Annotated in this window: 26 protein-coding genes; 13 read left to right on the top strand and 13 right to left on the bottom strand. The window is 30.9% G+C overall.

Annotation, left to right across the window (positions count from 1 at the left end):
* Positions 1-9 precede the first annotated feature (9 nt).
* From L8V77_RS05415 to L8V77_RS05405, 3 genes are read left to right on the top strand one after another with little or no spacing between them, the layout of a single operon-like run.
* Positions 10-759, top strand: a complete 750-nt coding sequence (locus L8V77_RS05415) for a flagellin (RefSeq protein ID WP_263683021.1) — start codon at positions 10-12, stop codon at positions 757-759.
* Between the two features lie 38 nt (positions 760-797).
* A complete protein-coding gene (gene cmoB, locus L8V77_RS05410) occupies positions 798-1,673 on the top strand; it encodes a tRNA 5-methoxyuridine(34)/uridine 5-oxyacetic acid(34) synthase CmoB (protein ID WP_263707053.1) in 876 nt (291 codons plus the stop codon).
* A 2-nt stretch (positions 1,674-1,675) separates the two neighbouring features.
* Complete coding sequence (locus tag L8V77_RS05405; RefSeq protein ID WP_263663982.1) at positions 1,676-2,239, top strand: hypothetical protein; 564 nt, start codon at positions 1,676-1,678, stop codon at positions 2,237-2,239.
* On the opposite strand, the gene L8V77_RS05400 is transcribed toward L8V77_RS05405, so the two are convergent.
* Complete coding sequence (locus L8V77_RS05400) at positions 2,219-2,404, bottom strand: hypothetical protein (protein ID WP_263707051.1); 186 nt, start codon at positions 2,402-2,404, stop codon at positions 2,219-2,221. The genes L8V77_RS05405 and L8V77_RS05400 overlap by 21 nt on opposite strands.
* Before the next feature lie 8 nt (positions 2,405-2,412).
* Positions 2,413-2,937 (bottom strand): thermonuclease family protein, encoded by a 525-nt coding sequence (locus L8V77_RS05395; protein WP_263707049.1) that lies wholly within the window; start codon positions 2,935-2,937, stop codon positions 2,413-2,415.
* Between the two features lie 53 nt (positions 2,938-2,990).
* Between L8V77_RS05395 and L8V77_RS05390 the strand changes: the two genes are divergently transcribed.
* Entirely contained in the window at positions 2,991-4,259 is a 1,269-nt protein-coding gene (locus L8V77_RS05390) for a M20/M25/M40 family metallo-hydrolase (protein WP_263707047.1), read from the top strand.
* Positions 4,260-4,389: 130 nt separating this feature from the next.
* Complete coding sequence (locus tag L8V77_RS05385) at positions 4,390-5,784, top strand: anaerobic C4-dicarboxylate transporter (RefSeq protein WP_263663985.1); 1,395 nt, start codon at positions 4,390-4,392, stop codon at positions 5,782-5,784.
* Positions 5,785-5,813: 29 nt separating this feature from the next.
* Here L8V77_RS05385 and L8V77_RS05380 read toward each other — a convergent pair whose 3' ends face one another.
* The 8 genes from L8V77_RS05380 to L8V77_RS05345 form a co-directional block, all read right to left on the bottom strand.
* Positions 5,814-7,664: an aryl-sulfate sulfotransferase gene (locus L8V77_RS05380; protein ID WP_263707045.1), complete on the bottom strand. Its 1,851-nt coding sequence runs from the start codon at positions 7,662-7,664 to the stop codon at positions 5,814-5,816.
* Positions 7,665-7,707: 43 nt separating this feature from the next.
* The gene (locus L8V77_RS05375; protein WP_263707043.1) at positions 7,708-8,352 is read right to left on the bottom strand and encodes a thiol:disulfide interchange protein DsbA/DsbL; all 645 of its coding nucleotides are present in this window, start codon (positions 8,350-8,352) and stop codon (positions 7,708-7,710) included.
* A gap of 55 nt (positions 8,353-8,407) precedes the next feature.
* The gene (locus tag L8V77_RS05370; protein WP_263683030.1) at positions 8,408-10,807 is read right to left on the bottom strand and encodes a DUF3726 domain-containing protein; all 2,400 of its coding nucleotides are present in this window, start codon (positions 10,805-10,807) and stop codon (positions 8,408-8,410) included.
* 18 nt (positions 10,808-10,825) lie between these two features.
* Positions 10,826-12,352 carry a BCCT family transporter gene (locus tag L8V77_RS05365; RefSeq protein ID WP_263707042.1) on the bottom strand — a complete coding sequence of 509 codons (1,527 nt, stop codon included), beginning with the start codon at positions 12,350-12,352 and terminating at the stop codon, positions 10,826-10,828.
* A 9-nt stretch (positions 12,353-12,361) separates the two neighbouring features.
* Complete coding sequence (locus L8V77_RS05360) at positions 12,362-13,354, bottom strand: dipeptidase (protein ID WP_263707041.1); 993 nt, start codon at positions 13,352-13,354, stop codon at positions 12,362-12,364.
* A gap of 26 nt (positions 13,355-13,380) precedes the next feature.
* On the bottom strand, positions 13,381-14,826 hold the full coding sequence (locus L8V77_RS05355; protein WP_263707040.1) for an aldehyde dehydrogenase family protein: 1,446 nt from the start codon (positions 14,824-14,826) through the stop codon (positions 13,381-13,383).
* 18 nt (positions 14,827-14,844) lie between these two features.
* The gene (locus L8V77_RS05350; protein ID WP_263675187.1) at positions 14,845-15,228 is read right to left on the bottom strand and encodes a RidA family protein; all 384 of its coding nucleotides are present in this window, start codon (positions 15,226-15,228) and stop codon (positions 14,845-14,847) included.
* Positions 15,229-15,455: 227 nt separating this feature from the next.
* Positions 15,456-16,085 carry a GntR family transcriptional regulator gene (locus L8V77_RS05345; protein WP_263663994.1) on the bottom strand — a complete coding sequence of 210 codons (630 nt, stop codon included), beginning with the start codon at positions 16,083-16,085 and terminating at the stop codon, positions 15,456-15,458.
* Positions 16,086-16,231: 146 nt separating this feature from the next.
* Here L8V77_RS05345 and L8V77_RS05340 point away from each other — a divergent pair, with 146 nt between their 5' ends.
* A complete protein-coding gene (locus L8V77_RS05340) occupies positions 16,232-16,612 on the top strand; it encodes a YbgC/FadM family acyl-CoA thioesterase (RefSeq protein ID WP_263707038.1) in 381 nt (126 codons plus the stop codon).
* Here L8V77_RS05340 and L8V77_RS05335 read toward each other — a convergent pair.
* From L8V77_RS05335 to L8V77_RS05325, 3 genes are read right to left on the bottom strand one after another with little or no spacing between them, the layout of a single operon-like run.
* Entirely contained in the window at positions 16,590-17,807 is a 1,218-nt protein-coding gene (locus L8V77_RS05335) for a hypothetical protein (protein ID WP_263707036.1), read from the bottom strand. The two genes, L8V77_RS05340 and L8V77_RS05335, sit on opposite strands and share 23 nt — an antisense overlap.
* On the bottom strand, positions 17,804-18,415 hold the full coding sequence (locus L8V77_RS05330; protein WP_263663998.1) for a uracil-DNA glycosylase family protein: 612 nt from the start codon (positions 18,413-18,415) through the stop codon (positions 17,804-17,806). Before L8V77_RS05330 ends, L8V77_RS05335 begins: the two co-directional genes overlap by 4 nt.
* Positions 18,415-18,888, bottom strand: coding sequence for a GNAT family N-acetyltransferase (locus L8V77_RS05325; RefSeq protein WP_235362456.1), 474 nt, complete (start codon positions 18,886-18,888; stop codon positions 18,415-18,417). Before L8V77_RS05325 ends, L8V77_RS05330 begins: the two co-directional genes overlap by 1 nt.
* A gap of 138 nt (positions 18,889-19,026) precedes the next feature.
* Between L8V77_RS05325 and rpmH the strand changes: the two genes are divergently transcribed.
* The 7 genes from rpmH to purL are packed head-to-tail and all read left to right on the top strand — an operon-like array spanning position 19,027 to position 25,743.
* Positions 19,027-19,161: a 50S ribosomal protein L34 gene (gene rpmH, locus L8V77_RS05320; protein WP_012661270.1), complete on the top strand. Its 135-nt coding sequence runs from the start codon at positions 19,027-19,029 to the stop codon at positions 19,159-19,161.
* Positions 19,158-19,484 (top strand): ribonuclease P protein component, encoded by a 327-nt coding sequence (gene rnpA, locus L8V77_RS05315; RefSeq protein ID WP_263664026.1) that lies wholly within the window; start codon positions 19,158-19,160, stop codon positions 19,482-19,484. The genes rpmH and rnpA overlap by 4 nt, the downstream gene beginning before the upstream one ends.
* Complete coding sequence (gene yidD, locus L8V77_RS05310) at positions 19,472-19,855, top strand: membrane protein insertion efficiency factor YidD (RefSeq protein WP_263664027.1); 384 nt, start codon at positions 19,472-19,474, stop codon at positions 19,853-19,855. The genes rnpA and yidD overlap by 13 nt, the downstream gene beginning before the upstream one ends.
* The gene (yidC, locus tag L8V77_RS05305) at positions 19,819-21,399 is read left to right on the top strand and encodes a membrane protein insertase YidC (RefSeq protein WP_263707035.1); all 1,581 of its coding nucleotides are present in this window, start codon (positions 19,819-19,821) and stop codon (positions 21,397-21,399) included. The genes yidD and yidC overlap by 37 nt, the downstream gene beginning before the upstream one ends.
* Positions 21,383-22,228 (top strand): Jag N-terminal domain-containing protein, encoded by an 846-nt coding sequence (locus L8V77_RS05300; protein WP_263702801.1) that lies wholly within the window; start codon positions 21,383-21,385, stop codon positions 22,226-22,228. Before yidC ends, L8V77_RS05300 begins: the two co-directional genes overlap by 17 nt.
* Entirely contained in the window at positions 22,225-23,553 is a 1,329-nt protein-coding gene (mnmE, locus tag L8V77_RS05295) for a tRNA uridine-5-carboxymethylaminomethyl(34) synthesis GTPase MnmE (protein WP_263707033.1), read from the top strand. The genes L8V77_RS05300 and mnmE overlap by 4 nt, the downstream gene beginning before the upstream one ends.
* Before the next feature lie 12 nt (positions 23,554-23,565).
* Positions 23,566-25,743: a phosphoribosylformylglycinamidine synthase subunit PurL gene (gene purL, locus L8V77_RS05290; protein ID WP_263707032.1), complete on the top strand. Its 2,178-nt coding sequence runs from the start codon at positions 23,566-23,568 to the stop codon at positions 25,741-25,743.
* Positions 25,744-25,745: the final 2 nt, after the last annotated feature.

The raw sequence follows: 25,745 nt of genomic DNA, 5'->3' as shown, positions 1-25,745 counted from the left end.
GAGTCAAAGATGAAAATAGGCGATATAGGGACAACTCAACAAAACCATTACTTAAATCAAGCGCAAAAAAACCAAGAAAAAGCTTTAGAAAATATAGCCGCAATGCGTGCTATAGATGGGAGCGATGGGGCAAATTTAGCCATAGCTGATTCTTTAAGAAGTCAGTATAGCACCATAGATCAAGGCATTTTAAATGCTTATGATTCAGTAGGTGTTTTACAAATTGCTGATTCGACATTAAATAATATCTCAGCTACTGCAGATAGACTTAATGAGCTTTCTGTACGCTCAAATAGTGCTGCATTAAATGATAGACAAAAAAGCATGCTAAATGCTGAAGCAAATAAGCTCATCAGCTCGATCAATGATGCATTTTCAAACGCGACTTTTAATGGAAAAAATGTTTTCCAAAGTATGGATTTTGTTGTTGGATCTGGGGTTGAAAGTATCAATTTAAATCAACCAAGCACGGCAAACTTAAGCCTTGAAAACCAAGATGGAATTCGCGATTTTCAAGATCAAGTAGGTTCTTTACGCGCAGATATTGGTGCTGGGATCAATGCTATCCATTCTAATATCAACTCATCTTTGCAAACTAGCATTAACACTAAAGAAGCTGAAAGCAAATTGCAAAATAATGACTTAGCGCAAAATATTAATGATTTTAATGCAAATTACCTAAAAGAAAATGCGTTTTTGTTTGCAAATGCTCACTCAAATGTAATGCTACAAACTAAATTAGCAAGCCTACTTCAATAATAAAAACTCCCAAATAAGGGAGTTTTTTAAGGAAAAATATGCAAGATAATGCTTTATTAAAGCAAGTTTTAAAACATCCTTTATATAAAAAAATTCAAAAACTTAGTACAAAAGTTAAAAACTCAAATTATCTAATAAACGAAAGTTTTGATATTTTTTGCGATAAAAGTTTAGATAATGAGATTGAGGACATTGCCTTAGAATTAAAACCTTGGCGCAAAGGACCTTTTAAAATCAATGATTTGTTCATAGATACAGAGTGGCAAAGTTTTATTAAATTTAACATATTAAAGCCTTATATGCAAGAAATCAAAGGTAAGGTGGTTGCGGATATTGGCTGCAATAATGGTTATTATATGTTTAAAATGCTTGAATTTAATCCTTCAAAACTCATAGGTTTTGATCCTTCTATTAAGTATTATTTGCAATTTTTACTTTTAAACTCTATTGCAAAAACTCCTATACAATATGAGCTTTTAGGCGTGGCTGATGTACCAAATTATGGCATAAAATTTGATGTGATTTTTTGTCTTGGCGTAATTTATCATCGCAGTGATCCTATAGCCATGCTAAAACAACTCAAGCAATCTTTAAATAAAGATGGTGTAGTCTTTTTAGATACTATGTATATAGAAGATGAAAGAGAAATTGCACTTATTCCTCAAAAAACTTATTCAAAAATACCAAATATTTTTTTCATTCCGTCGATATTGGGTTTAAGAAATTGGTGTTATAGAGCTGGATTTAGTGAATTTGAAGTTATAGCAACCAAACAAACTGATTTTGAAGAACAAAGAAAAACACAATGGATTGATTCTTATTCTTTAGATCAATTTTTAGACGAAAATGACTCAAATTTAACTTGTGAAGGCTATGAAGCACCAAAAAGAGTTTATGTTAAATTAAAGGTGTAAAAATGGCAAGAACAGTAAGTGCTGTTACTATAGAAGAGCTAATAGACCCTGAAGAATTAAATCGCATTAAATCAGAACTTATCACTTGTCCAGGGATAAATAATGCTTTAGCAGGAAGCATTTCTCATATAGAAAAAAACTTTGCTAAAGGTATCTTAATCACAACCCATGATATGGCAGTAGATGAGCTAGGATTAGTGCATAGTGGTTTTGTATTTAATGCAGCAAATTATATAGCTCAAGCTGCAATCAATAAAGAATTTAGCGTCTTAATAGGCTCAAGAAGCTTTTTTTATGCGCCTTTAAAAGTTGGAGATGTTTTAAATCTTGAAGCAAGCGCTCTATTTAGCGATGATTCAAGAAAAAGAGAGGTTAAAGTAGTTGGCTTTGTAAATGATATTAAAATTTTCGATGCATCTTTTCAAGTAATCACCACAGATGATCATATATTTAAATTAAAACAAAGTCAAAGCACAAGCTCTAGCAGTCAAAACCAACAAGAAACCTCCAAGCAAGATGCTACTCCAGAGGAATTAAATGCTGTTTTAAAAGGAATCGGGGGTTAAAGGTAAATCCGCCCAATTCTTTGGGCATTCTTTATGGTAAGTCCCGCTTGCATCATAATATTCTTTACAATCATCATAAAAGCGGTTTGAAATTCCTCTTTCATTTACAAAACAACCACCAAAAAATAGTGCTAAAAATCCAATGAAAAATATTTTTTTAAACATCTCTTTTCCTATTTTAATCTTATTTGTTTACGCCATTTGTAAGGCTCTATAGGATTTTCATCTACCCATAAGCCTTTTCTATTTTCTTTGGCATAATTTTGCTCATTTACATACAAATCACTATAATGTTCATAAGCCCAAGCAAAGCCATTTTTAACCATAACTTGGTTGATATCTTTATCATTTAAATATACAATGGCTAAAATTCTACCATATTTATCCTCATCTTTTATATTCAAAACCACTTCTTTATTCAAGACAATTGCATTTAAAAATTGCGTAGCCATCTTTCCATAAGCTTGATCACTTTCAGGTGCATCTATACCAAAAAGTCTAATTTTAAGTTTTTCATCTTCAAATTTAGCCTCAATAGTATCCCCATCCACTACACGACTTACCTTAGCATTAATATATGAGCCACTATCATAATTTAAAATATAAGCAAAAGCAAATAAAAAAAGTGCAATTAAAAATTTCTTTGGATCTTTTAGTAAAGTTATTAATAATTTAATTTGCTTTTGAGAAATTTTCATTTAAACCTCATCTATATAAAAATATGCCATAATTACAACAAAAAGGAGATTTTATGCAAGAAATTATACAAAATTTTAAACAAATTACTCAAATACCCCATTGTAGTTTCCATACTGAAGAATTAAAAAATTTTCTCATTGACTTTGCTAAAAGTCAAAACTGCCAAGTAAGTGTTGATAAAGCAGGTAATATCCATGCATATAAAGGAAAACCTAAAATTTGTTTACAAAGTCATTATGATATGGTTTGCATGGGAGAGGCTCCTAATATACAAATGTATGAAGAAAATGGATATTTAAAGGCTAAAAACTCGAGCTTGGGTGCAGATAATGGCATAGGAGTATCATTAATGATGCAAGCTTTAAAAGACTTTGAAAATATCGAATGTCTTTTTACTAATGATGAGGAAGTTGGCCTTTGTGGAGCAAATAATCTTGCACATACTTTAATTTCAAACAAGCTGTTAAATTTAGATCATGAGAGTGATGATGAAGTTGTTATAGGTTGTGCTGGTGGTGTAGATATTTTTGCTAGCTTAAACTTAGAAATAGGCGAAAAAGAAGGTGAATGCTATGAAATAGAGGCAATTGATTTTAAAGGTGGGCATTCAGGGATTGATATTGTTAAAAATATTAAATCTTCTATTAAAGAAGCAAGTTATTTTATCACTCAAAACCAAGGTGAGCTTTGTAAGTTTAACGCAGGTGAGAGAATCAACTCTATACCAAAACATGCTAAAATCATAGCATTTTTTAAAAATCCCCCAAAAGAAAATAATCATTTTAAAGTGAATTATATAGGTAAAATCAAAAGGACATATTATAAAAATTCTCAAATCATTTTAAATCTTATCAATGCTTTTGCACAAGGTGTTAGAACTTTTAATCATCAATTAAATTTAGTCCAAACAAGTATCAATCTTTCATTAGCTTATGAAAAAGAAGGTAAATTTCATTTTGAACTTTTTGCAAGGTCGAATGATTCACAAGAGCTTAAAAATATAGAATTTGAAACCTTAACTTATTTTAAAATGCAAAATTGTGAAGTTTCAAGTGCAAATTTTTATCCGCCTTGGGCCAACAAAGATACTAATTTTGGAGAAGAAATTCTAAGTTATTTTAAAAAAGAAAATCCAAATGCCAAGCTTTATACTATACATGCTGGTTTAGAATGTGGTATTATAAGTGAAAAACAACCACTAGAATGTTGCTCCATAGGCCCAAATATCCATAACCCCCACTCAACAGATGAAAAATGTGAAATAGCTTCTATTGAAAAAATCAGCAAAATTCTTTTTGCTATCTTAAAAAATTACCAATAAGCAAAAAACCAATATTTTGACAAACAAATTCAAAATATTGGTAAATATTTATTTAAATAAGAAAAAATTTTATTTACTATTAATAAAAATTACACTATACTCTCGCATATTTTAAAAACAAGGAGAGAGTATGGAAATGCTAACTAGCCTTAGCGAAGGCACTCAATTTAGTATCCAACTAGCCGTAGTTCTCATTTGTCTTTTTTATGGGGCAAAAAAAGGCGGTATCGCTCTAGGTTTGTTAGGCGGTATAGGTTTATTAGTTTTAAGTTTTGGTTTTGCTGTAGCACCTGGAAAACCTTCTATTGATGTTATGCTTACCATCTTAGCTGTTGTTGTTGCTAGTGCAACTTTACAAGCTAGTGGTGGTTTAGATGTAATGTTGCAAATTGCAGAAAGAGTTTTAAGAAAAAATCCTAAATTTTTAACCATCTTAGCTCCTTTTGTAACTTGCTTTCTGACCATGCTTTGTGGAACCGGACATGTTGTTTATACTATGATGCCTATTATTTATGACATTGCTATTAAAAATGGCATTCGTCCAGAAAGACCAATGGCTGCTTCTAGCATTTCTTCTCAACTTGGAGTTATAGCAAGTCCTGTTTCAGTTGCTGTTGTAAGTTTAACTGCATTACTTTTAAATCCAGAAATTAATAAACATCCTTTAGCAGGATTTGATGGCTATGTAGATTTACTTGCTATTACTATACCTTCTACTTTAGTGGGCGTTTTAGCTATAGGAATTTTTTCTTGGTTTAGAGGAAAAGATCTTGATAAAGATGAAGAATTTCAAGCTAGAATCAAAGATCCAGAACAAAGAGAATATATCTATGGTGATAGCAAAACTCTTCTTGGACAAAAACTTCCAACTATTCAATGGGTAGCTATGTGGATTTTCTTAGGTGCTATTGCAATAGTGGCTATACTTGGAGCCTTCCCAGAACTTAGACCACAATTTACCTCAAAAGGCGTTACTAAACCTATGAATATGGTTGCAGTAATTCAAATGTTTATGCTTTTAGCAGGTGCAGCACTTATCATCTTTACTAAGCTTGATGCAAGCAAAATTGCAAAAAATGAAATTTTTAAATCAGGTATGATAGCTTTAGTAGCTGTTTTTGGAATTTCTTGGATGGCAGATACTATGTTTGCAGTACACACTCCTATGATGAAAGAATCTTTAGGAAATATTGTTATAGAACACCCTTGGACTTATGCAGTTATGCTTTTATTAATTTCTAAATTTGTTAATTCTCAAGCAGCAGCAATTGCAGCTTTTGTGCCACTTGCATTAGGAATTGGTGTTGAACCAGGTATTATCATTGCTTTTGCAGCAGCTTGTTATGGATATTATATTTTACCAACCTATCCAAGCGATCTTGCAACTATACAATTTGATAGATCAGGTACTACAAAAATAGGTAAATTCGTCATCAATCACAGCTTTATCTTACCAGGTTTAATTGGTGTAATTGTTTCTTGTATAGTGGGTTATTTCTTAGCTTTAGGTGCAGGATATTTATAAAATCAAAGGGCTTGTTTTAAAGCCCTTTTTTATTTAAATGCTTTTTCTAAATCAATAGGCATAGCCTGATAACCAGTACTTGCTCCACTAAAGCGAATTTGTACTGAAGGTTCTTTAGCTCCCCATTTAAACTCATCTATTTCAGGTTTTGGTTCTCCTATAGCAACACCCTTGCTTAAATCAAAAGCCATACCAGCACTAGCACTATAAACCATAATAGAATTTTTATCTTTATAATACTCAACTAAAGAAGTAATAGGCGAAAACCATTTATTACCTCTTTGTTTGCCATATTCCCAAATTTGCTCTACGGTTTTATTTTTTTGATCTATTTTATATACAACCGCTCTTGAATATTTCATCGAAGCAAAAGCAGGTTGTGTTATAGCTCTTGCATCGCCATTATCAAAAGCTGTAATGTAAATATATCTTTTATTAGATTTTTCATCTATTCTAAAAGCAGTGTGTTGTGTCCATATAAAATCAAAGCCACCTTCCATATTTTTATAACCAGGACATTTACTATAATCATCTTCACAAATTATATTTTTGCCATTTTTATCAATAGGTTGTAAAAGTGCTTTTTTATACTTTTCTCCCCAGCCCTTATGCGCTCCTAATATCCATTTTACTTTTTTATCACGGCCGATTTTTATAATAGCGCTTTGATGACGACTTGAAATGATAATGCTATCATCACTTGGATCATAATCTACACTATTTACATGAGCCCAGTTACGCCCTACTCCAGTGCCTGCTATATCCCCAAAAATTTCACTTGTATCCATTTTGGCTAATTCTTCATTGCTTAGAGTTTTACCCGCTTTTGAAACATCTACATTCAAACAAACCGCACCTTGATCTAAAACTTTGATAATATTAGCTCTATATGGATCTAAAATTTCAAAAAGCCTCCACTCTTCTACCACATTGCCATTTTTATCAACTTCTACTATCACATCACGCACCGAGCGCACATTTTTACCATCAGGACGCTTAACATTAGCCAAAGCTACTCTTAAAAGATAATTTCCATTTGGCATTTGACTCATAGAATGAGAAAAATCTATATAAGAAGAAGGTAAAAGGCGGTTAAAAATTTCTCTACCCATTAAATCATATTTTACATATCTTTGACCAAACCCAAAGCTTAATGCCCCATCTGAGTTTTGTCTAAAACCCATCATAATACCACGATTATAAATATTATTTTTATCCATTAGCTTATCATTATCTAAATACCAACGAATTTCACCCTTTGTATCGACAATGAAGGCATTAGAAGCCTCATCCCATTCTAAAGCACCACCACTTGGGTTATTCCATATAGCTTGAGAGCTTTTTGCGCTGTATTTTCCTGGAGTATTATTTACTAGATACAATCTATCTTCAAATTCTTTATCTACTTTAATCACTTCCACTTTTTCAAAAGGTACACCTCTTTGCATAAGACTTCCACTTGGCTCTATATTTACCCCACCTGTTGCTATTTTATATACCTCATCTATTACTTTTTCACTTTTTCCAAAAGCACTTTTAGTATAGCTTACTTTTACTGTGTTTAAATACGATGGATAAAGTCCAAAAATAGGAATTCCTCCATAAGTTTTGATTTTACTAGGGCTAACCTTATAAGATATAGTTTGCCCATTTGGTTTTGGAACTATAGTTACGCTTACATCGCTTAGTTTATACCCTCCATCCATAATTACAGCACTAAGCGGGGATAAACCATAAGGATTAAGCTTTATAGCTCCAATTTTTCCTTGCACTTGATAGTCTATCTTAGCCCCACTTGCTCCGCCTACAGCTAAAGCTAAATTTGGCGCTAAAACCACGCTAGCTAGCAAGCTTAAGCTGATGATTTTTTTAATTTTCATGCTTATCCTTTATAAGATCAATAACACCTTTAAAATAAAGGCATTATTTAACTGAAAGTTCTTTAACTATACGGATTAGTTCTTCTAAAGAAGTAATGTATTCAGGATTGATTTGATATTTACCATTTACTACAAAAGCAGGTGTGCCGTAATTTCTTGAAATTTCATTAGCCACATCATAAGCAGCTAAAAGCTCTTTGGCTTCTTTGGTTTGTAAAAATTTTTGCAATTCTTCTTTGCTAGAACCGATAGCATTTAAACCTATTTTATAAAACAAATCAAGATTATTTAAATTTAACTTTTGCTCAAAATGACTTATAAAATACACATCAGCAAGCTTATAGGTAAGACTTTTTTCGCTAGTAACATCCAAACCTAAGGATTTTTCTTTAAAAGAAGCTAAAGCAAACATCTCATTTAAAGCCCCACCATACTCACTCATAGAACTTACTGAAAAAAGATCATATTTTAAACTTGGCAAAACCTCTTTAACCTTTGCTAAAGTGTGAAATTGATGATGAGTGTAACAATGAATACAACGATAAGAAAATACCTCTATTAGAGAATTTTGTGCATTTGGGATAGGTGTTTTTAAAGTAATATACTCTTTACCCTCACTTAACGCATTTGCATTTATAGCAAAACTGAGCGTACAACAAACAATCAAAAAAATATTTTTTAAATTCAATTTTAACTCCTATATCATGATATTGCAATATAATTATATTGCAATATCATAAACATCAGGATTCAACCACACCTCCAGCATCTTTTCTTGATTGCTCACTAGATTGAACCATAATTCCTTTTGTATATTTCAACAGTTCCTCCCATTCTTTCTTTTGTAGCAAGATGCCTTTTTGAACACTCTCTTCGTAATTTTTTTCAATAATATCATGAGAAATACTTACATTCTCATCATTTCTGATTAAAGGATTTTTAGAAATTTCAATATAAAGCGCTCTTTCATCTAAATCACAAGGTATATTTTTCATTAAAATATCTGGAAAATCTTCATTATTTTTTATAAAGTATTCCACATACTGAGATTGCTTTATGTCATACCAATAAGCTTTAACATATAAATTTTTATTTGATAATCTTTTTAACTGAGAATACACAAAACACCTATTATAACATTTTGAAATTTTTATATTTAAAGAATTATATTGATTTAAAAAATCAAGTGCATACGCAATAATAATTTGAATATGACATAATATGCTATGATGATTAAGATCAACACTTAAATACTCATTTGTAATGTTTAATGTTATATCTAAATTGTCACTTTTTAAATAAGGCGCAGCTTTAAGAAAATTTGACAATCCATTTAATCCAGCCATTTGCATGTCAATAACCATAGATGCAATTAAATCAGCTTCTCCAAGATTTAATTTTAATCCATTATAAGCTTTAATACAAGCAGCTTTAAGTTCATTTTTGGAAACATAAACATTATTATTAGATAAATCACAAACACTATGCTTATTTTTTGGCAATAATGGAAACATCCACTCATTAGCATGAATTTCATCCATTAAAGGTGCATTCTGAAACAATGTCACTTGAACCCATCTATCTGATCTTGGATCATACTTTGTTGCACCAAACATAGACAATTTAGCTCTTAAAAGATGCATAGGCAAAAAGTCTTTTGCTAAAACATTAGCTCTTATATCACCCATTACACAATTTCCCATAGTCCAAACTCTTCTAGCTATAGATGTAAAACAAGGGTTTTCTAATAAAAATTTACTTATATGTAAATAATCATCCTGATTTTTTAAAGCATTGTAAAATTTAACCACTTGCCTAGCAATATCTAAAGGTTGTTCTAGTTCATCTCCATTATCAATACCTCTTACTCCAAGCCTAGGCTCTTCTTTTTCTTCAGATATATACCAAAACCAATAATTATTTTCAGGATTTTCAAAATTAATACCTAAAGCCCAATCATATTTTTTCTCTATTACATTTTTAATTTCAGAAATTTTAACACCAGTAAGTTCTAATGGAGTTTCATCGATTGTCATCATTTTATCGTGTATATCAACTAATTCAGGATACAGTTCTAATAAACACGAAAGTACGATTTCTTGTGCTTCCAAAGAATATTTTTTTGTATATTCTACAAATTCCTCAATAACCATAGAAGCATTTATTTTTGTTTTTATTTCTTTTACTATATAAGAAAGCTCACTTGAAGCTATTTTGTTTAAATTATCTTGCCTTGAATCTATTGTTGTTATTTCTTTAAGATGTAAACTTGCTCTTTTTAAATAATCAATCAATTCTTTAGCCTTACTCATATCAAGCTTTTGTTGCATAACTTTTGACAAAGCTAATTCTCTTTGATAAAGCCAGTTATCAACAACTTTTGGGTGTTTAATCAAATAAGGAGCCATACCAAGTCCAGTAGCATTTCCCACACCTAAATATCTTTGAATATCTCTATCAAGTTCTACAGCTTTATCTCCGCAACGCTGTTTGGCTATATAATTTACCCAATCTAAACTAAATTGCCTTACAATATAAACAGCGCACATTTCAGCAGAAAATGACTGAGAAAAATCTCCATTTTTTTGCAGATTATCAAAATCAGAAATTCCAAATTTTCCACTTCCATATACAGCTGTGGTTCTTAATATATAACCAACTTTAGCTAGTTCATCTAAATCAGGTTGTTTTCCATTAGCTAAAGAATTAACAATATATTCAAAAATTCTTACACTTTTATTAGCCCTTGCTAAAACAAAAGCATTGTTAAAATTTCTACCAGCTTCTTGCAGTGGAACATTTTCTTTTAAAACAGTCAATAACCCACTATCAATCTCTCCATTTACAAAAGTAAAAGTAACATCCCACTTATTTGCTATAACCCTATCATTTCTTTCTTCATCTTTTATATAATTAGCAAATATAACAAGATGATATATTCCATGAGGTGTTCTAACTTGATATATTACATCACCAAATCCTTTATCATCTAAATCCCATAAAATATTTTTTAATACCCATTTTTCTTGAGCAATTTTCCTCATCAAAGTTCTAGTAAAACTAAGTCTAGATGAGTGCATAGAGCCTAGTCTTTCTAAAGACATGACTTCTTGTGGACTTCTTAATTTCATATCATTTTTCATTTTGTCTCCTTTTTTGTATTAACGTAAATTTTGCTCATCTGCCATTTTAATTGCAATCTGTATAGAGTTCCATAAGGTTGGTAATAATATAAATGAAACAGGCACAGCAGTAATTACTATAAATGATTGTAAAGCCGAAATTCCTCCCTGTCCGATAGATATTAAAATAATTGCCAATACCCCCATTAAAATTCCCCAAAAAGCTCTAAGAAATTTACTAGGTTCAGTGTTCCCACTAACAATAACACTCATAGTATAAGTCATAGAATCACCAGTTGTAATAATAAAAATAGCTGCCAATATCAAAAATAATGCTGAAATAAATGTTGACAATGGCAATGACTGTGTTATTGCTATTAACGCAGCAGGTATATTAAAACCTTTAAAAGCAGAGCTTATGCTGCCTGGATTTTCAATCTCAAAATATAATCCTGTTCCACCAACAATAGTAAACCAAAACATTGTAATAATTGGTGCGCAAATACTTACAGCTATAATAAGCTCTCTTAAAGTCCTACCTCTTGAAATTCTAGCAATAAAGATAGCCAATACTGGACCATATCCTAAAAACCACCCCCAAAAAAACAAAGTCCAAGATGCAAGCCAAACAGTATCTTCTCTATAAGTAGCCATAGGTATAAAATTTTGTATCAAAGTTCCAACACCTTGAACATAAACATCCAAAATAAATTTTGTAGGACCAAAAATAAAAATAAAAAACATCAAACCTACAGCTAAAATAACATTCCATTTACTAAGAATTTGAATGCCTTTTGCTAAACCCCTAAGCGAAGATATAGTATAAACTAAAATAGCCAAAATAATAATACTCATTTGAGTGATTATATTATCTGGTATTTGAAAAATCATATTTAGTGCATAAGAAATTTGTAAACCTAAAAATCCTATAGGTCCTATAGTACCAGCAGCAACAGCCACAATACAAAAAGCATCTATTAAAGAACCAATCCATCCGTGTATAACTTTATCACCAAAAATAGGATAAAGAATAGTTCTAGGTCTTAAAGGAAGGCCTTTTTCATAGTGTAAATACATTAGCACTATTGTGGTAATAGTTCCAGAAACAGCCCAAGATAAAAAACTCCAATGCATGTAAGATTGCGCTAGAGCTTCTGTGATTTTTTGAAAAATATTACTAGTATTTCCAAATACAGGAGATGGAGAAACAAAATGAGCTATAGGCTCTCCAGCAGCCCAAAAAACACCTCCGCCTGCAAGTAAAGTACACATAATAATAGATATCCATTGAAATGTACTCATTTCAGGATTTTTAATATTACCCAAAACTACGCCGCCTGTTCTTCCCCAACTAAGCCCGATCCCAATAATAAAAGTCAAAAGTAGTAAAATTTGCCAATAAGCACCAAAGTATTTTGCTGAGACATTAAAACCAAACTCAACGATCGCACTAAGTAACTTTGAATCAATTAAAGCTATTACAACAAATATCATCAAAAATCCACTACTACAAATTAAAGTCAACTTATCAATACGAGTATTGTTTTTAGGAGCACTGTTTAACATTTTAACTCCTTAGCAAGTTTGAGCTTTTAAGCCATCTTGTAAAAAATAAAGCCAATTAAGACCCATGATTTTTTTTACATCATTCTCAGAAAACCCATAATTAATCAATCCTTTATAGATATTATATAAGCCACTAGAATCATTAAACCAAGACACATTTTTAGGCCATGTGGAATTAGTAGCACTACCTTCGCCATAATCTTTTATCTTAGACCATCTACCATTGCGCATCCATTCTAATACATCTAATGGTTGATTCAAACATAAATCACTTCCTATACCTATATGATCAACCCCTATCATATCTGCCAAATCAGCACTCATTTTACAAAAATCATCCAATGCGCAATCACTTCCATTTGGCAAATGAAAAGGATATAAAGACAAACCTATCAAACCTTTTCTCTTAGCTAAAGCTTTTATCACCTCATCGCTTTTATTTCGCAATCCATTGTGCGCAAATTTAGGATTAGCATGAGATATACATATAGGGCGAGACGATATGTCAATAGCTTCCAATGTTGATCTATCACTACTATGAGACATATCAACAATCATACCAACCCTATTCATTTCTTCAATCGCTTGTTTGCCAAAGCGAGTGATACCACTGTCGTTTTTTTCATAACAACCAGTAGCCAATAAGCTTTGATTATTATAAGTTAGCTGCATAATCAACAAACCAAGCTGTCTCATAACAGATATTAACCCTATTTCATCATCAATCAAAGAGCAATTTTGTGCTCCAAAAAAAATCCCTACCTTATTTTGAGCTTTTGCTTTTAAAATATCTTCGCTTGAAAAAACAGGCAATATATATTCATTAAATTCTTCAAAAAATCTATGCCACTGGGCAAATCTAGTGAGTGTTTCTCTAGCATTTTCATGATATACTAAAGTAACATGCACAGCACTAACACCGCTTGATTTTAAAAATTTAAAATATTCTTTATCCCATTTGCAATATTGCAAACCATCTATAATGATATCTTTCCCAAACATAACCACCTCCTTTTTGTAAACAACATTTAATAAGCTTTTACATAAGTTGTTTTTACAACTGTGTAAAATTCCTTCGCATAAGAACCTTGCTCTCTTGGACCAAAGCTAGATTCTTTTCTGCCTCCAAAAGGTACATGATAATCTGTTCCAGCTGTAGGAAGATTAATCATAACACAACCACTTTTTGCTTCTTTTTTAAATATGTTTGCATTTTTTAAACTCGATGTTACAATCCCTGAAGTCAATCCAAAACGAGTACCATTATTAAGCGCAACAGCTTCTTGTAAATCTTTTGCTTTAATCACACATGCTAATGGAGCAAAAATTTCTTCCTGATTAATATCCCAATCATTTTTAGTATTAATAAATAAAGTAGGAGACATATAGTAACCATTTTTATCAAGTGATAATTTTTTACCACCAAATACCAATTCCGCTCCAAGATCTTTAGCTCTTTGAACCCATTTGAAATTAGATTCAAATTGTTTATTATCGGCTACTGGTCCCATAAAAATTCCATCATCTAAGCAATGGCCAACCTTTAATGTTTTCATTCTAGAAACCATTTTCTCAACAAAAGCATCGTGAATACTTTCTATAACAATCAAACGAGAACTTGCTGTGCATTTTTGTCCAGTACCTGAAAAAGCTCCTGCAATAGCACACTCAACAGCAAGATCAAGATCTGCATCATCCATAACAACTAAGGCATTTTTACTACCCATTTCTAATTGACATTTAACAAAATTTGCAGCCGTAGCACGTGCTATTTTTCTACCAACATCAACAGATCCAGTAAAAGAAAGTGCGTTGATATTTCTAGAATTAATAATAGTCTCACCAACTTCTCCACCACTACCTAAAACTAAATTAAATACACCGCTTGGCAATCCATGCTCATGAATAATCTCAGCCAAAGCTACAGCAGAAGCTGGAGTGGTATTAGCTGGTTTCCATACTATACTATTACCAAAACAAAGAGCAGGAGCTATTTTCCAAGAAGCTGTTGCAATAGGGAAATTCCAAGGAGAAATAATACCAACAACACCAACAGCCTCTCTTGTAATCTCAACATCAACACCACTTCTTACAGATGCTGCATTTTCCCCAATTTGCCTTAATACTTCAGCTGCATAATATTGAAAAAATTGACCTGATCTAAATGCTTCTCCTTTTCCTTCTATTTTTGTTTTTCCTTCTTCTAAGGATATAATTTTTCCAATCTCATCGCTTCTATTCATTAAAGATTCACCGATTTTATAAAGCAAATTTGCCTTTTCTTCTAAAGGAGTTTTTTCCCAAGAAACTTGAGCCTCTTTAGCAGCATCAATAGCTAGCTCTACTTGTTTTTTATCAGCCTGTGCTACATCCCCTAGATCATTATCAATATCAGATGGATTAATATTTTTTATAGTATTAACACCCTCTACCCATTGACCATTAATATATAAACCCTTAGTACAATCTAACATTTTATCTCCTTTATAATTTTAATTATGAGTTTGCGCATAAACTACAAATTCAACCAGCATTTCTTCTCTAGCCAAACCAGAAACAATAAATGCAGCTCTATTTGGATAAACTGTATTGAAATAGGTTGAATATACCGAATTTACAAATTTTAAATCTTCTCTTTTTGTAACATAAATTAAAATCTGTAACACATCATCTAATTTAGAACCAGCACATTCTAAAGTATGAATAAGATTTGAAAAAACTTGCTTGGTTTGCGCTTCTATACCACCAGTAACAACCTCTCCATTTTTATCAATAGGAATTTGTGCTGTATATAAAATATTATTTGATACAACCGCCCATTCTAATGGAGATTTTGAGGGGAATAATTTTGTTTTAACCGCTATTTTACTTGACATACAACTCCTTTTTGTATTGTTATATTTTCAAGTCTATAGGAAAAAAACTTAATAAATACTTAATGCCGACAATAAATATATTATATATTTTCTTACCTTGAAAAAACATGTAAATATGTGAATATTGGTAAATATATTTAAAAGATATCCCTATGATTAAAACATCAAATAAGTTAGTAAGGTAGTTTTAGTTGTAAAATTGAATATATACTTATTATATGATTATATCAAATCAAATATTGTTTAACAAAATTCTCAAAATAATCAATAATGTCATCAACATATTCCAAAGCTTTTTCTGTGTTTTTTTGATACACAGCTTTTAATATATTCTTGTGTTTTTCTTTTACAATATCATGTTGACTATTTTGAGCATAGCGATACCAAAATCTCCTTGAAATCCCTTGCACATTTCTCAATTCTTCGTAAATAAAATAATTTTTAGAAGCTTTAGCTAATACATCTTGTCTTTTATCAAGCCATGATAAAAAATTTATTTCATCATAATTTTCAATTTCATTTAAAAGTTCATTTATAGCTTTTTTATCATCCTCAGTAAGTCTTTTTATAGCACATTCTATACAAAGTTTCAAAATAACTCTTCTTACTTCCAAAAGTTGCATTTGTAAAGAAGCATTCATTTGTGGAACCATTATTCCTGCTTTTGATATATTCACCAAATAACGTTTTGAAAGCAACAATAACGCTTCTCTTACAGGCGTACGTCCAACATCAAGCATATTTGCTATGCCCTGTTCTGTCAAAATACTACCAGGCTCTATTTCACAAAAAACTATTCTTCTTTCTAATTCATCATATACTTGTTCGGCTAAAGTTTTATTTTTCACTTTTTTCATGTAATTTCCAAATATAAAATAAAAATTATAGAATAATATCTAATTATTAATGTATTTAAGACAGAATATTAATGATTAAAATTCATATTTGATATTCAATTTACTTTAAATATAATGTATTATAAAAAACAAAAAAAGGATTTTAAATGCAAATACGAATTTATTATGAAGATACCGATGCAGGTGGAGTGGTATATCATAGCAATTACTTAAAATTTTGCGAAAGAGCAAGAAGTGAGATATTTTTTCAAAAAAACGCGAAAATTTTTGATAAAAATACAGGACATTTCCTACTTACTAAAGCAAATTGTAACTTTTTAAAACCAGCCAAACTTGGAGATCTTATAGAAGTAAAAACATTTATCGCAAAACTTAAAAAAGCCTCAGTTTGTATAAAACAAGAGATTTACAAAGATAACACCAAGCTTTTTGAGGCTGATTTTACCCTAGCTTTTTTAAAAAATGAAAAAGTAGCCCCTATAGATGAGGCTATAGCTAAGATTTTTACTGATTTTGCAAAGGAGTAAAACCTAAGCCTTGCGAGCGAATGATTTTAACCTTATAGTCAAATTGATTATCATTTAAACTCTCATCGAAAATTCTTTGAGAGTCTTTATCTAAAAACTGCGTATAAAAATAATCAAGCCCCACGCTAGTTGCATACGCTATCCAGTTGTAATTAATATTTTGCGAAAAAAGCTCATTAAGATAGCTTAGAGTTTGATCCTCATTAGAAATGGAATTTGCTAGTAAAAGTTTTTTTCTATCATTAATTTGCGTTAGGCTTAGCAAAATAGGATTATAATTAATCTGAGTTGATAATAGCACAAAAGGTTCTATATCATAAGTTCTTATTTGCGAGCTTATGAGTGCTGTTTTTATCAAAGAAGTATTTAAAATAATACTAGAATCTTGAAAACTTCTATTTTGATTTAAAATGCTTCTAAAATCAAATTTAGAACTATTAATAGTGTAAATTTTCTCGCTACCATTCCCTATGTTTAAAACATTTTCATCTAAGCGATTTGCCAAAGGTGTTCCATCTGAAAAAATGATATTTTTACCATTTGAATACTCTAAAAGTTTTTGAATTTGTTTTTGATAATCTATACTTCCAAAATATACATTTTCATTTTGCGTATCAAAATTTCTTTTGTGTGCAGTAGGAATAAAAACTTTTACATTAGAATCAAGGCTTTCTTTTAATAAATTTTTCACACCTTTATCTGTAAAACCAGCGATGATGTAATTAAATTTTTCTTCTTGAGCTTGTTTAAAAGCTTTAGTTATCTTGTTCTCATCTTCTGTGCCTATTAAAAACACCTTTACTTTTATTTGCGCTCTTTGTCTTAATAAATACGCTATGCTTGAGTTTATAATAGTATTAGAATAACTTTTAATCGTTTGCTCAGGTATAATAATAGCTAATTTTACACTAGCATTTTTTTGAATTCTTTTTTCAAAATCTATGATGGAATTTAAAAGTTTAGTATAGATATTAACCAAGAGTTCATTTGCATTATCATTGTTAAATCTTGATAAGAAATTGAAATAAAGTCCTGTTTCTAACAAAGTAAATAAACAATCATTATCACAATTTTGAAATTCTAAATTAGGATAAAAAGACTCACTAGGTTCTATGGGCGATGGTTTTTGCTCTTTCGCAAAGACATTTAAAGTTAGAACAAAACTCATCATCAAACAAACTAAACTTTTTCTCATAAATAACCTTTTATTTTTTTAATATCTTCTATAAATTCAGCATAAAAGCTAGGATTTTTACTCAAAAAATTCAAATCATAACTTGGCAAAAGCAAAGCATTATTAAAACGCATACATTGCCCTTTGTATTTTTGAAAGTTCTCAAAACCCAAACTTACAAAAGCTTCTTGACCAAGACATAAAATAATCTTTGCTTTTACAAAATCAAGCTCGTTATAAAAATACGGCAAGCATAATTTTAGCGCTTGATCATCTATTTTAAAATTACTAAAACATTTAAACATATAAGAAAAATATATCTCATCTTCTTTTAAATTTAAAAGCTCTTTGCATAATCTTAAAAACTCTTGTTTGTTTTTAGAAGCAAAAAACTTTCCACTTTCGTTTTCTTCTTTATCAATAAAAGCTTGATAAATCAGAATTTTAGCATTTTTGGCTTCTTTTTCTATTAAACTATACTTTCTTAATTTAGAAAAATGACAAAGATTGCAAGTTTTTACTCTTTCGTTTAATTCTTTAAAACTTAAGTTAAAATGTCTAATTTGCTTTTGTTCATCAAAGTATTCATAACCAAAAGCTTTTAGATAATACAAACTGCGTTTATTCATCACATCAATGCTTCTAAATTTTCACCCTCTAAACGATAAGTTCTCCACTCACTCATATGTCTTGCATTTAACTTGGTATAAAATTCAATCCCCAAATCATTATCATTTAAACAAACCCACTCTAAGCGTTTAAGATTTTTTTCTTTGCAAATTTGCGCTAGATATTTAAAAACAGCTCTAGCATAACCTTTTTTTCTATATTTTGGCTGTATGTAAATATCTTCTAGGTATAATCCACCCAAACCCCAAAAAGATGAAAAAGTAAAATAATACATCACATAGCCTATTATCTCACCATCAACCTTTAGGCTCAAAGCCTTAGCATATTCATGTTTAAAAAATGATTCTTCAAGTTCTTTGCTTGTGCATTTTACATCTTCAAGCATATTTTCATGAATAGCAAGTTCTTTGAGTAATTCTAAAATTTTTTCCAAATCTTCTTTTTTACTCTCACAAATTTCAAAAGCCATTATTTTTCCTTAGTTTACAAAATAAAATCAAAATTTAGCAAAAAGTTTTAAAATAACTCTTAATTAAAAGCAGATTTAAGTAAGATTTTGCTAACATACTCGCTTATTATTTTGTTTTTTATTTTAAGTTAAGGAAAAAATATGAAAAGAACATATCAACCACATAAAACTCCTAAAAAAAGAACTCACGGCTTTCGTGTACGTATGAAGAGCAAAAATGGTCGCAAAGTGATCAATGCTAGACGTGCTAAAGGTAGAAAAAGATTAGCGGTATAAAAGATTTTCTAAGTATTAACGACTTAGGAGAGTTTGCAGCAATTTATAAAGAAGGTAAAAAATGGCATTGCGAAGGCATGATCATCTTTTACTCTTTAAGCGAAGAAAAAAAATTCGCCGTTGTTGCTAGCAAAAAAGTTGGAAAAGCTGTTATAAGAAATAGAGCCAAAAGGCTCTTAAGATCAGCTTTTTTTCAGGTTAAAAATCAAGTTGAAAACGGAAAATACATACTTGTAGCCAAAACGAGTATCACTGAAATTCCTTTTTTAAAATTAGAAAAAAACTTGAAATGGGGTTTGAAAAAAATAGGATGCATAAAATAGTTTGTCTAAAATTTATCAGATTTTATCAACTCTTTATCAGTCCTTTTAAACCACAATGCTGTAGGTATTACCCAAGTTGCTCTGAATATGCCTTATGGCAATTTAAAAAAAATAATATTTTTAAAGCATTTGGTGCAGTTTTTTTAAGAATTTTAAAATGCAATCCGTTTTTTAAAGGTGGTATTGATTATCCTAAAATACGCAAGAATAATCTAAACTCAGGTATATGTTTTAAACCTAGTTTTAATGCTTTAAAACAACTCAATTATCTTTATATCCCTTGCAACGATAATCAATTTTTTTTAATTAAGATTATATTTCCAAAGGACAATCCGTGTCAGAAAATTTATCTCAACAAAAACGCATATTAATTGCTGTTGTATTATCATTTTTATTTTTTGTAGTTTATGATTATTTTTTTATACCCAAAGCTCCACAAACTGAGCAAAATATCACTCAAATAGAACAAAACAACTCAGCTCCACAAAGCACTACGAGCACTAACTCTCAAGCTCCAAAAACAGAACTTAGCGTTAATCAAAAAGAAGAAATAGCAGTTGTTAAAAGTGAACATTTTGAAGCACATATTGACTCTTTAGGTAGGATAGCTAAATTTTATCTAAGTGATGAAAAATACAAAGATGAAAATGGCAAAAGTATTAATCTAGTAGATACTTCTTTATCACCTTTACCATTAGAAATAAGATTTAGTGATGCAAAAATCAATCAAGAGGCATTTAATACACCATATACCACAAGTCAAAAAACTATCAATGTCAGTGATGAAAACACAACCTTGATCCTTACTCAAAATTTAAATGATTTAGTAGTAACTAAAAAAATCACTTTCCATAAATATGGAAACTATGATTTAGAGGTTAATCTAAGCAAGGATGCAACTTATTTTATCACTCCAGGTTATCGTCCAAATATAGCAGTTGATAGCTATACAGTACATGGGGTTTTGATCTTAGATAAAGATGATAAAATCACAATGTTAGAAGATGGCGATGTAGAAAATGATGAAAGTTTTTCTAATGTAACCCTTATGGCGGCTTCAGATCGCTATTATAGTGCTTTCTTTTATAATTTTGAAAAACCACTCAATGCTGTAGTTACTAAAGATAATCACGAAAATTCTATCGTTTTTGCAAGTGCGACAAATACTTTTAAGGCAAGCGGTTATGTTGGCTCAAAAGAGCATGAAATTTTAAGAAGCATTCATGCGGATTTAGATGATGTTGTGGAATATGGTTGGTTTACTTTTATAGCTAAGCCTATGTTTGAATTTTTAAATTTCTTACATGGCTACATGGGTAACTGGGGTTGGGCCATTGTAGTAATGACTTTAATCGTGCGTATTATTCTTTTCCCACTTACTTATAAATCAATGATTTCTATGAATAAACTCAAAGATTTGGCACCTAAAATGAAAGAAATCAGAGAGCGTTATAAAGGCGATCCGCAAAAAATGAATTTGCACATGATGGAACTTTATAAAAAACATGGTGCAAATCCTATGAGTGGATGTTTGCCTATACTTATTCAAATTCCAATTTTCTTTGCAATTTATAGAGTTTTACTAAATGCTATAGAGCTAAAAGCTGCACCTTGGGCTTTTTGGATTACAGATTTATCTGTGATGGATCCATGGTTTATCTTACCTATATTTATGGGTCTAACTATGTTTATCCAACAACTTATCACACCAATGGCTATACAAGATCCTATGCAAGAAAAGATTATGAAATTTTTACCATTAATTTTCACTTTCTTCTTCTTAACCTTCCCAGCAGGTTTAACTTTATATTGGTGTGTAAATAATATATGCTCACTTATTCAACAAGTGATTGTAAATAAACTTTTCAAAAACCACAAAAAAGAGGAAATAGCTAAACATGAACATAGAAGCTAAAGACTTACAAACTGCACTCATAGAAGCCTCAAAACAACTTGAGTGCTCTGTGATTGATCTAGAATATGAAGTTATTCAACATGCTAAAGCAGGATTTTTTGGTTTGTTTAGAAAAAATGCTATTATTTGTATTAAAGGACACAAAAAAACCAAAAAACCTCATCAAGAAAAAGCTAAAAAAAATCAAAACGAGAATTTTAGCAAACATTCACAAAAAAATCTTGAAAAAAATGAACACTACAAAGAACACAGAGAAAGTTTTCAAAAACCACTTGAAGCCAATGCTCCAACTAAAGAACATTATAAAGTAAAAAATGATGCTATTTTTGATTCATTTCATAAAGAATCACCAGAAGAAAAAAATATCGCTTCTTATGTTGATGAGATAAAAATTTCACTAGAAAATTTACTGGCAACTTTTGATTTTGATATCAAGGTTGTACAAGTTAGTGTTTGGGACGAAAATTGTGTATTGATAAAACTTGATGGAGAAGATGCAGCTTTACTTATAGGCAAAGAAGCCCATAGATATAAGGCTTTTTCATATTTACTTTATAACTGGCTTAGCGCTAAATATAAAATTCAGCCAAGACTAGAAATCGCTCAATTTTTAGAAAATCAAACCCAAGCTATAGAAAATTATTTAAAAATTCTTATAGAAAAAGTAGAGAGTACAGGAAGAGTCCAAACAAAGCCTTTAGATGGAATTTGGCTAAAACTTGCATTAGAAAAATTAAGAGAACGTTTTCCTGATAAATATGTAGCTATTAAACAAAATGACGATCAAAGATACATCGTTGTAAATGATTTTTTGAAGAAAAATGAATGAATGACACTATAGCTGCTATAGCCACAGCCCATGGAGTGGGCTCTATAAGTATCATTAGAGTAAGTGGGGAGAAAGCTTTAGAGCTTGCATTGAAAATTACCCACAAAAAAGAATTAACGCCCCGCTATGCACACTTGTGCAAACTTTATAAAAACAACAATGACTTCTTAGATGAAGCTTTAGTGATTTATTTTAAAACACCCTGCTCTTTTACAGGAGAAGATGTAGTAGAATTTCAACTTCATGGAGGTTTTTCTTTGAGTGAAATTTTACTTGATGAGCTTATTTTAGCAGGAGCGCGTCTTGCTAGCCCTGGAGAATTTAGCAAAAGAGCTTGTTTAAATGGCAAAATGGATCTTTTAAAAGCTTTAAGTATACAAGATGTCATCATGTCAAAATCAACAAGTGCTGCAAATATCATAGCAAAAAACATTAAAGGTGATTTAAGTAAATTTTTAAATACCATTAGAATGGATCTTGTTCAAACCCTTGCTTTTGTAGAAACTAGTATTGATTATGCAGATGATGACTTACCACAAGATTTACTTGATCAAATCATTACCATGTGTGAAAAAAATTCAAAACTTTTACGCGATATAGTAGATATTTCTTTAAGTAAAAAAGGACTTATAGAAGGCTTTAAAGTTGCTATTATCGGTAAACCAAATGCAGGAAAAAGCTCATTATTAAATTCACTTTTAGCATTTGATAGAGCTATTGTTTCTAATATTGCAGGTACCACAAGAGATCGTATCGAGGAAAGCTTGAAAATAGGCTCACATTTAATCAAAATTATCGACACAGCAGGTATAAGAAATGCAGATGATGAGATAGAAAAAATCGGGGTTAATTTAAGCTATGAAAGCATTAAAGAAGCAGATATTATCATAGCTGTTTTTGATGGATCTAAAGAATTTGAAGAAGAAGATGAGCGTATTTTACAAGCTTTAAAAAATTGTGATAAAAAAATCATTTATGTTTTAAACAAAAGCGATCTGACTACCAAATTTAAACATGAAATTAGTACTTCTTGTATACGCATTTGTGCTCAAGAAAACACCCAAGCCATTAAGGAAAATTTAAATGAATACTTAAATACTTTAGATGGCGATGGAATGCTAATTAGCAATACCTTAATACTCAATGCTTGCAAGAATGCTAGCGAAGCTATTTTGCGCGCAAGGGATTTATTAAAAGAAAGTTCTTTAGAACTTTTTGCTTTTGAACTAAATTTAGCCATAGGAGAGATAGCCCAATTCACAAAAGATTTTGAAAGAGATGAAATTTTAGATGCTATGTTTAGTAATTTTTGTTTAGGTAAATAAAAAGGAGAGAAAATGGATAAAGAAATTATAAAACAACACAAAATTAATGACGAAGAATATCAAGAAATTTTAAATATACTAGGCAGAAAGCCTAATTTACTAGAGCTTGGAGTAATTTCTGCTATGTGGAGCGAGCATTGCTCATATAAATCAAGCAAAAAATACCTTAATGGCTTTCCAACCAAGGCTCCTTGGGTAATCCAAGGTCCTGGTGAAAACGCTGGGGTGATAGATATAGGCAAAGGAATGGCAGCTGTATTTAAAGTAGAAAGTCACAATCACCCAAGCTTTATAGAGCCATTTGCAGGTGCAGCAACAGGTGTGGGCGGAATTTTACGTGATGTTTTTACCATGGGCGCAAGAGTTGTTGCAGGTATGAATTCTTTAAAATTTGGCAACATCCACGATGAAAAAATAGGCAAACATCAAAAATATTTAGTTAAAGGTGTAGTAAGTGGAATTTCACACTATGGTAATTGCATGGGTGTGCCTACTATTGGTGGAGAATGTGCTTTTGATGAATGTTTTAATGGAAATATCTTAGTTAATGCTTTTGCGCTTGGAACTTGTAAAATCGAAGATATTTTTTATGCAAAAGCTGAAGGTATAGGCAATCCTGTAATTTATGTGGGTTCAAAAACTGGTCGCGACGGGCTTGGCGGAGCTGTAATGGCAAGTGATAGCTTTAATGAATCTAGTAAAAGCTTAAGACCAACCGTGCAAATTGGCGATCCATTTGCTGAAAAATTGTTAATGGAAGCTTGTTTGGAACTTTTCAAAACTGATTATATAGTTGGAATTCAAGATATGGGTGCAGCAGGACTTACTTCAAGCTCTTTTGAAATGGCAGGACGCAGTGGTAGCGGTATGAAACTTTATCTTGACAAAACTCCTATGAGAGAAGAAGGTATGACTCCTTATGAGTTAATGCTAAGTGAATCTCAAGAGAGAATGCTAATTTGTGCTAAAAAAGGCTATGAAGAAAAAGTTATTGAAATTTTTAACAAATGGGGGCTTGATGCAGCTATTATAGGCGAAGTTACCGATACTGGCAAAATGGAACTATTTTGGCATGATGAATTAGTTGGCTTAATCCCTATTGAACCACTAAGTGAAAAAGCACCTATACTTGATAGACCTGTATCTAAGCCAAAATACCTAGATGAGATAAAAAACTATCAATTTAAACTTAACATTCCTACTCAAGAAGCATTTGAAAAACTCCTTGCAGATGAAAATGTTAGCAATAAAGCTTATATTTATGAGCAGTTTGACTCAAGCGTACAAACCAATACTTTAAAAAGTGATGGGGCTTTAGGAGCAAATAGTATTAGAATTAAAGAAAATAACTGCTTACTTTCTATGGCCATTGAGTGTAACTCAAGATTAAACTATGTAGATCCAAAAATAGGTGCAGCAACAGCTGTTGCAAGTGCAGGAAGAAAAATAGCATGCTCAGGAGCTAGACCTTTAGCAATTAGTGATTGTTTAAATTATGGCAACCCACAAAATCCTGAGGTAATGTGGCAATTTGCACAAGGTTGTGAAGGTATTAAACTCGCTTGTAAAGAACTCAATACCCCTGTAGTAAGTGGCAATGTTTCTTTATATAATGAAACCGATGGAGTAAGTATTTTTCCAAGCCCAACTATAGCTTGCGTTGGGGTAAACGAAAAAGCAGAAAATGTTTTAAAATCATATTTTAGCAAAGATACTAGCGCTATTTATCTACTTGGAGAAAGCAAAGGTGCTTTTGGTGGATCTTTGATTGCTAAAGTGCTAGATCAAAAAGTGGCAGGAGAGCTTGAAGATATAGATTTTAACGCAGAATTAAAACTATGGGATTTCTTACTAAAAGCAAACGAAGCAAAATTACTTGATTGTGCTAATAGCATAGGTATAGGTGGTCTTGCTATCACTTTAGCTAAAATGAGTGCAAAGGCAAATTTAGGTATTGAAGTAAAAACTAATTTTGAAGATAAGAGTTTTATTTTCGAAGAAAGTCCAACAAGAGTTATAGTTGGTGTTAAAAATGAAGAAAAATTTATCAAATTTACAAATGAAATGGGAATTAAATTTACAAAACTTGGAAATTTAACTGAAAAAGATTTCATTTTAGATGATATTAAGATATCTTTAGCAAAACTACAAACAATTTATTTTGATAAATTTAATGAGTATTTAGGATAAAA

The sequence above is a fragment of the Campylobacter sp. IFREMER_LSEM_CL2127 genome, assembly GCF_025771745.1.
GTDB lineage: Bacteria > Campylobacterota > Campylobacteria > Campylobacterales > Campylobacteraceae > Campylobacter_D.
The sequence above is the reverse complement of the archived record's forward strand: the minus strand, read 5'-3'. Positions and strand labels throughout refer to the sequence as shown.

Excerpts from the sequence above, each read along its gene's own strand:
- rpmH (WP_012661270.1), top strand. The coding sequence starts at position 19,027 with ATGAAAAGAACATATCAACCACATAAAACTCCTAAAAAAAGAACTCAC.
- L8V77_RS05355 (WP_263707040.1), bottom strand. The coding sequence starts at position 14,826 with ATGTTAGATTGTACTAAGGGTTTATATATTAATGGTCAATGGGTAGAG.
- L8V77_RS05415 (WP_263683021.1), top strand. The coding sequence starts at position 10 with ATGAAAATAGGCGATATAGGGACAACTCAACAAAACCATTACTTAAAT.
- L8V77_RS05380 (WP_263707045.1), bottom strand. The coding sequence starts at position 7,664 with ATGAAAATTAAAAAAATCATCAGCTTAAGCTTGCTAGCTAGCGTGGTT.
- L8V77_RS05360 (WP_263707041.1), bottom strand. The coding sequence starts at position 13,354 with ATGTTTGGGAAAGATATCATTATAGATGGTTTGCAATATTGCAAATGG.
- L8V77_RS05365 (WP_263707042.1), bottom strand. The coding sequence starts at position 12,352 with ATGTTAAACAGTGCTCCTAAAAACAATACTCGTATTGATAAGTTGACT.
- L8V77_RS05350 (WP_263675187.1), bottom strand. The coding sequence starts at position 15,228 with ATGTCAAGTAAAATAGCGGTTAAAACAAAATTATTCCCCTCAAAATCT.
- L8V77_RS05400 (WP_263707051.1), bottom strand. The coding sequence starts at position 2,404 with ATGTTTAAAAAAATATTTTTCATTGGATTTTTAGCACTATTTTTTGGT.
- L8V77_RS05390 (WP_263707047.1), top strand. The coding sequence starts at position 2,991 with ATGCAAGAAATTATACAAAATTTTAAACAAATTACTCAAATACCCCAT.
- L8V77_RS05330 (WP_263663998.1), bottom strand. The coding sequence starts at position 18,415 with ATGAATAAACGCAGTTTGTATTATCTAAAAGCTTTTGGTTATGAATAC.
- yidD (WP_263664027.1), top strand. The coding sequence starts at position 19,472 with ATGCATAAAATAGTTTGTCTAAAATTTATCAGATTTTATCAACTCTTT.
- L8V77_RS05385 (WP_263663985.1), top strand. The coding sequence starts at position 4,390 with ATGGAAATGCTAACTAGCCTTAGCGAAGGCACTCAATTTAGTATCCAA.
- L8V77_RS05370 (WP_263683030.1), bottom strand. The coding sequence starts at position 10,807 with ATGAAAAATGATATGAAATTAAGAAGTCCACAAGAAGTCATGTCTTTA.
- L8V77_RS05405 (WP_263663982.1), top strand. The coding sequence starts at position 1,676 with ATGGCAAGAACAGTAAGTGCTGTTACTATAGAAGAGCTAATAGACCCT.
- L8V77_RS05345 (WP_263663994.1), bottom strand. The coding sequence starts at position 16,085 with ATGAAAAAAGTGAAAAATAAAACTTTAGCCGAACAAGTATATGATGAA.
- L8V77_RS05395 (WP_263707049.1), bottom strand. The coding sequence starts at position 2,937 with ATGAAAATTTCTCAAAAGCAAATTAAATTATTAATAACTTTACTAAAA.
- purL (WP_263707032.1), top strand. The coding sequence starts at position 23,566 with ATGGATAAAGAAATTATAAAACAACACAAAATTAATGACGAAGAATAT.
- L8V77_RS05335 (WP_263707036.1), bottom strand. The coding sequence starts at position 17,807 with ATGAGAAAAAGTTTAGTTTGTTTGATGATGAGTTTTGTTCTAACTTTA.
- L8V77_RS05340 (WP_263707038.1), top strand. The coding sequence starts at position 16,232 with ATGCAAATACGAATTTATTATGAAGATACCGATGCAGGTGGAGTGGTA.
- L8V77_RS05300 (WP_263702801.1), top strand. The coding sequence starts at position 21,383 with ATGAACATAGAAGCTAAAGACTTACAAACTGCACTCATAGAAGCCTCA.
- mnmE (WP_263707033.1), top strand. The coding sequence starts at position 22,225 with ATGAATGACACTATAGCTGCTATAGCCACAGCCCATGGAGTGGGCTCT.
- cmoB (WP_263707053.1), top strand. The coding sequence starts at position 798 with ATGCAAGATAATGCTTTATTAAAGCAAGTTTTAAAACATCCTTTATAT.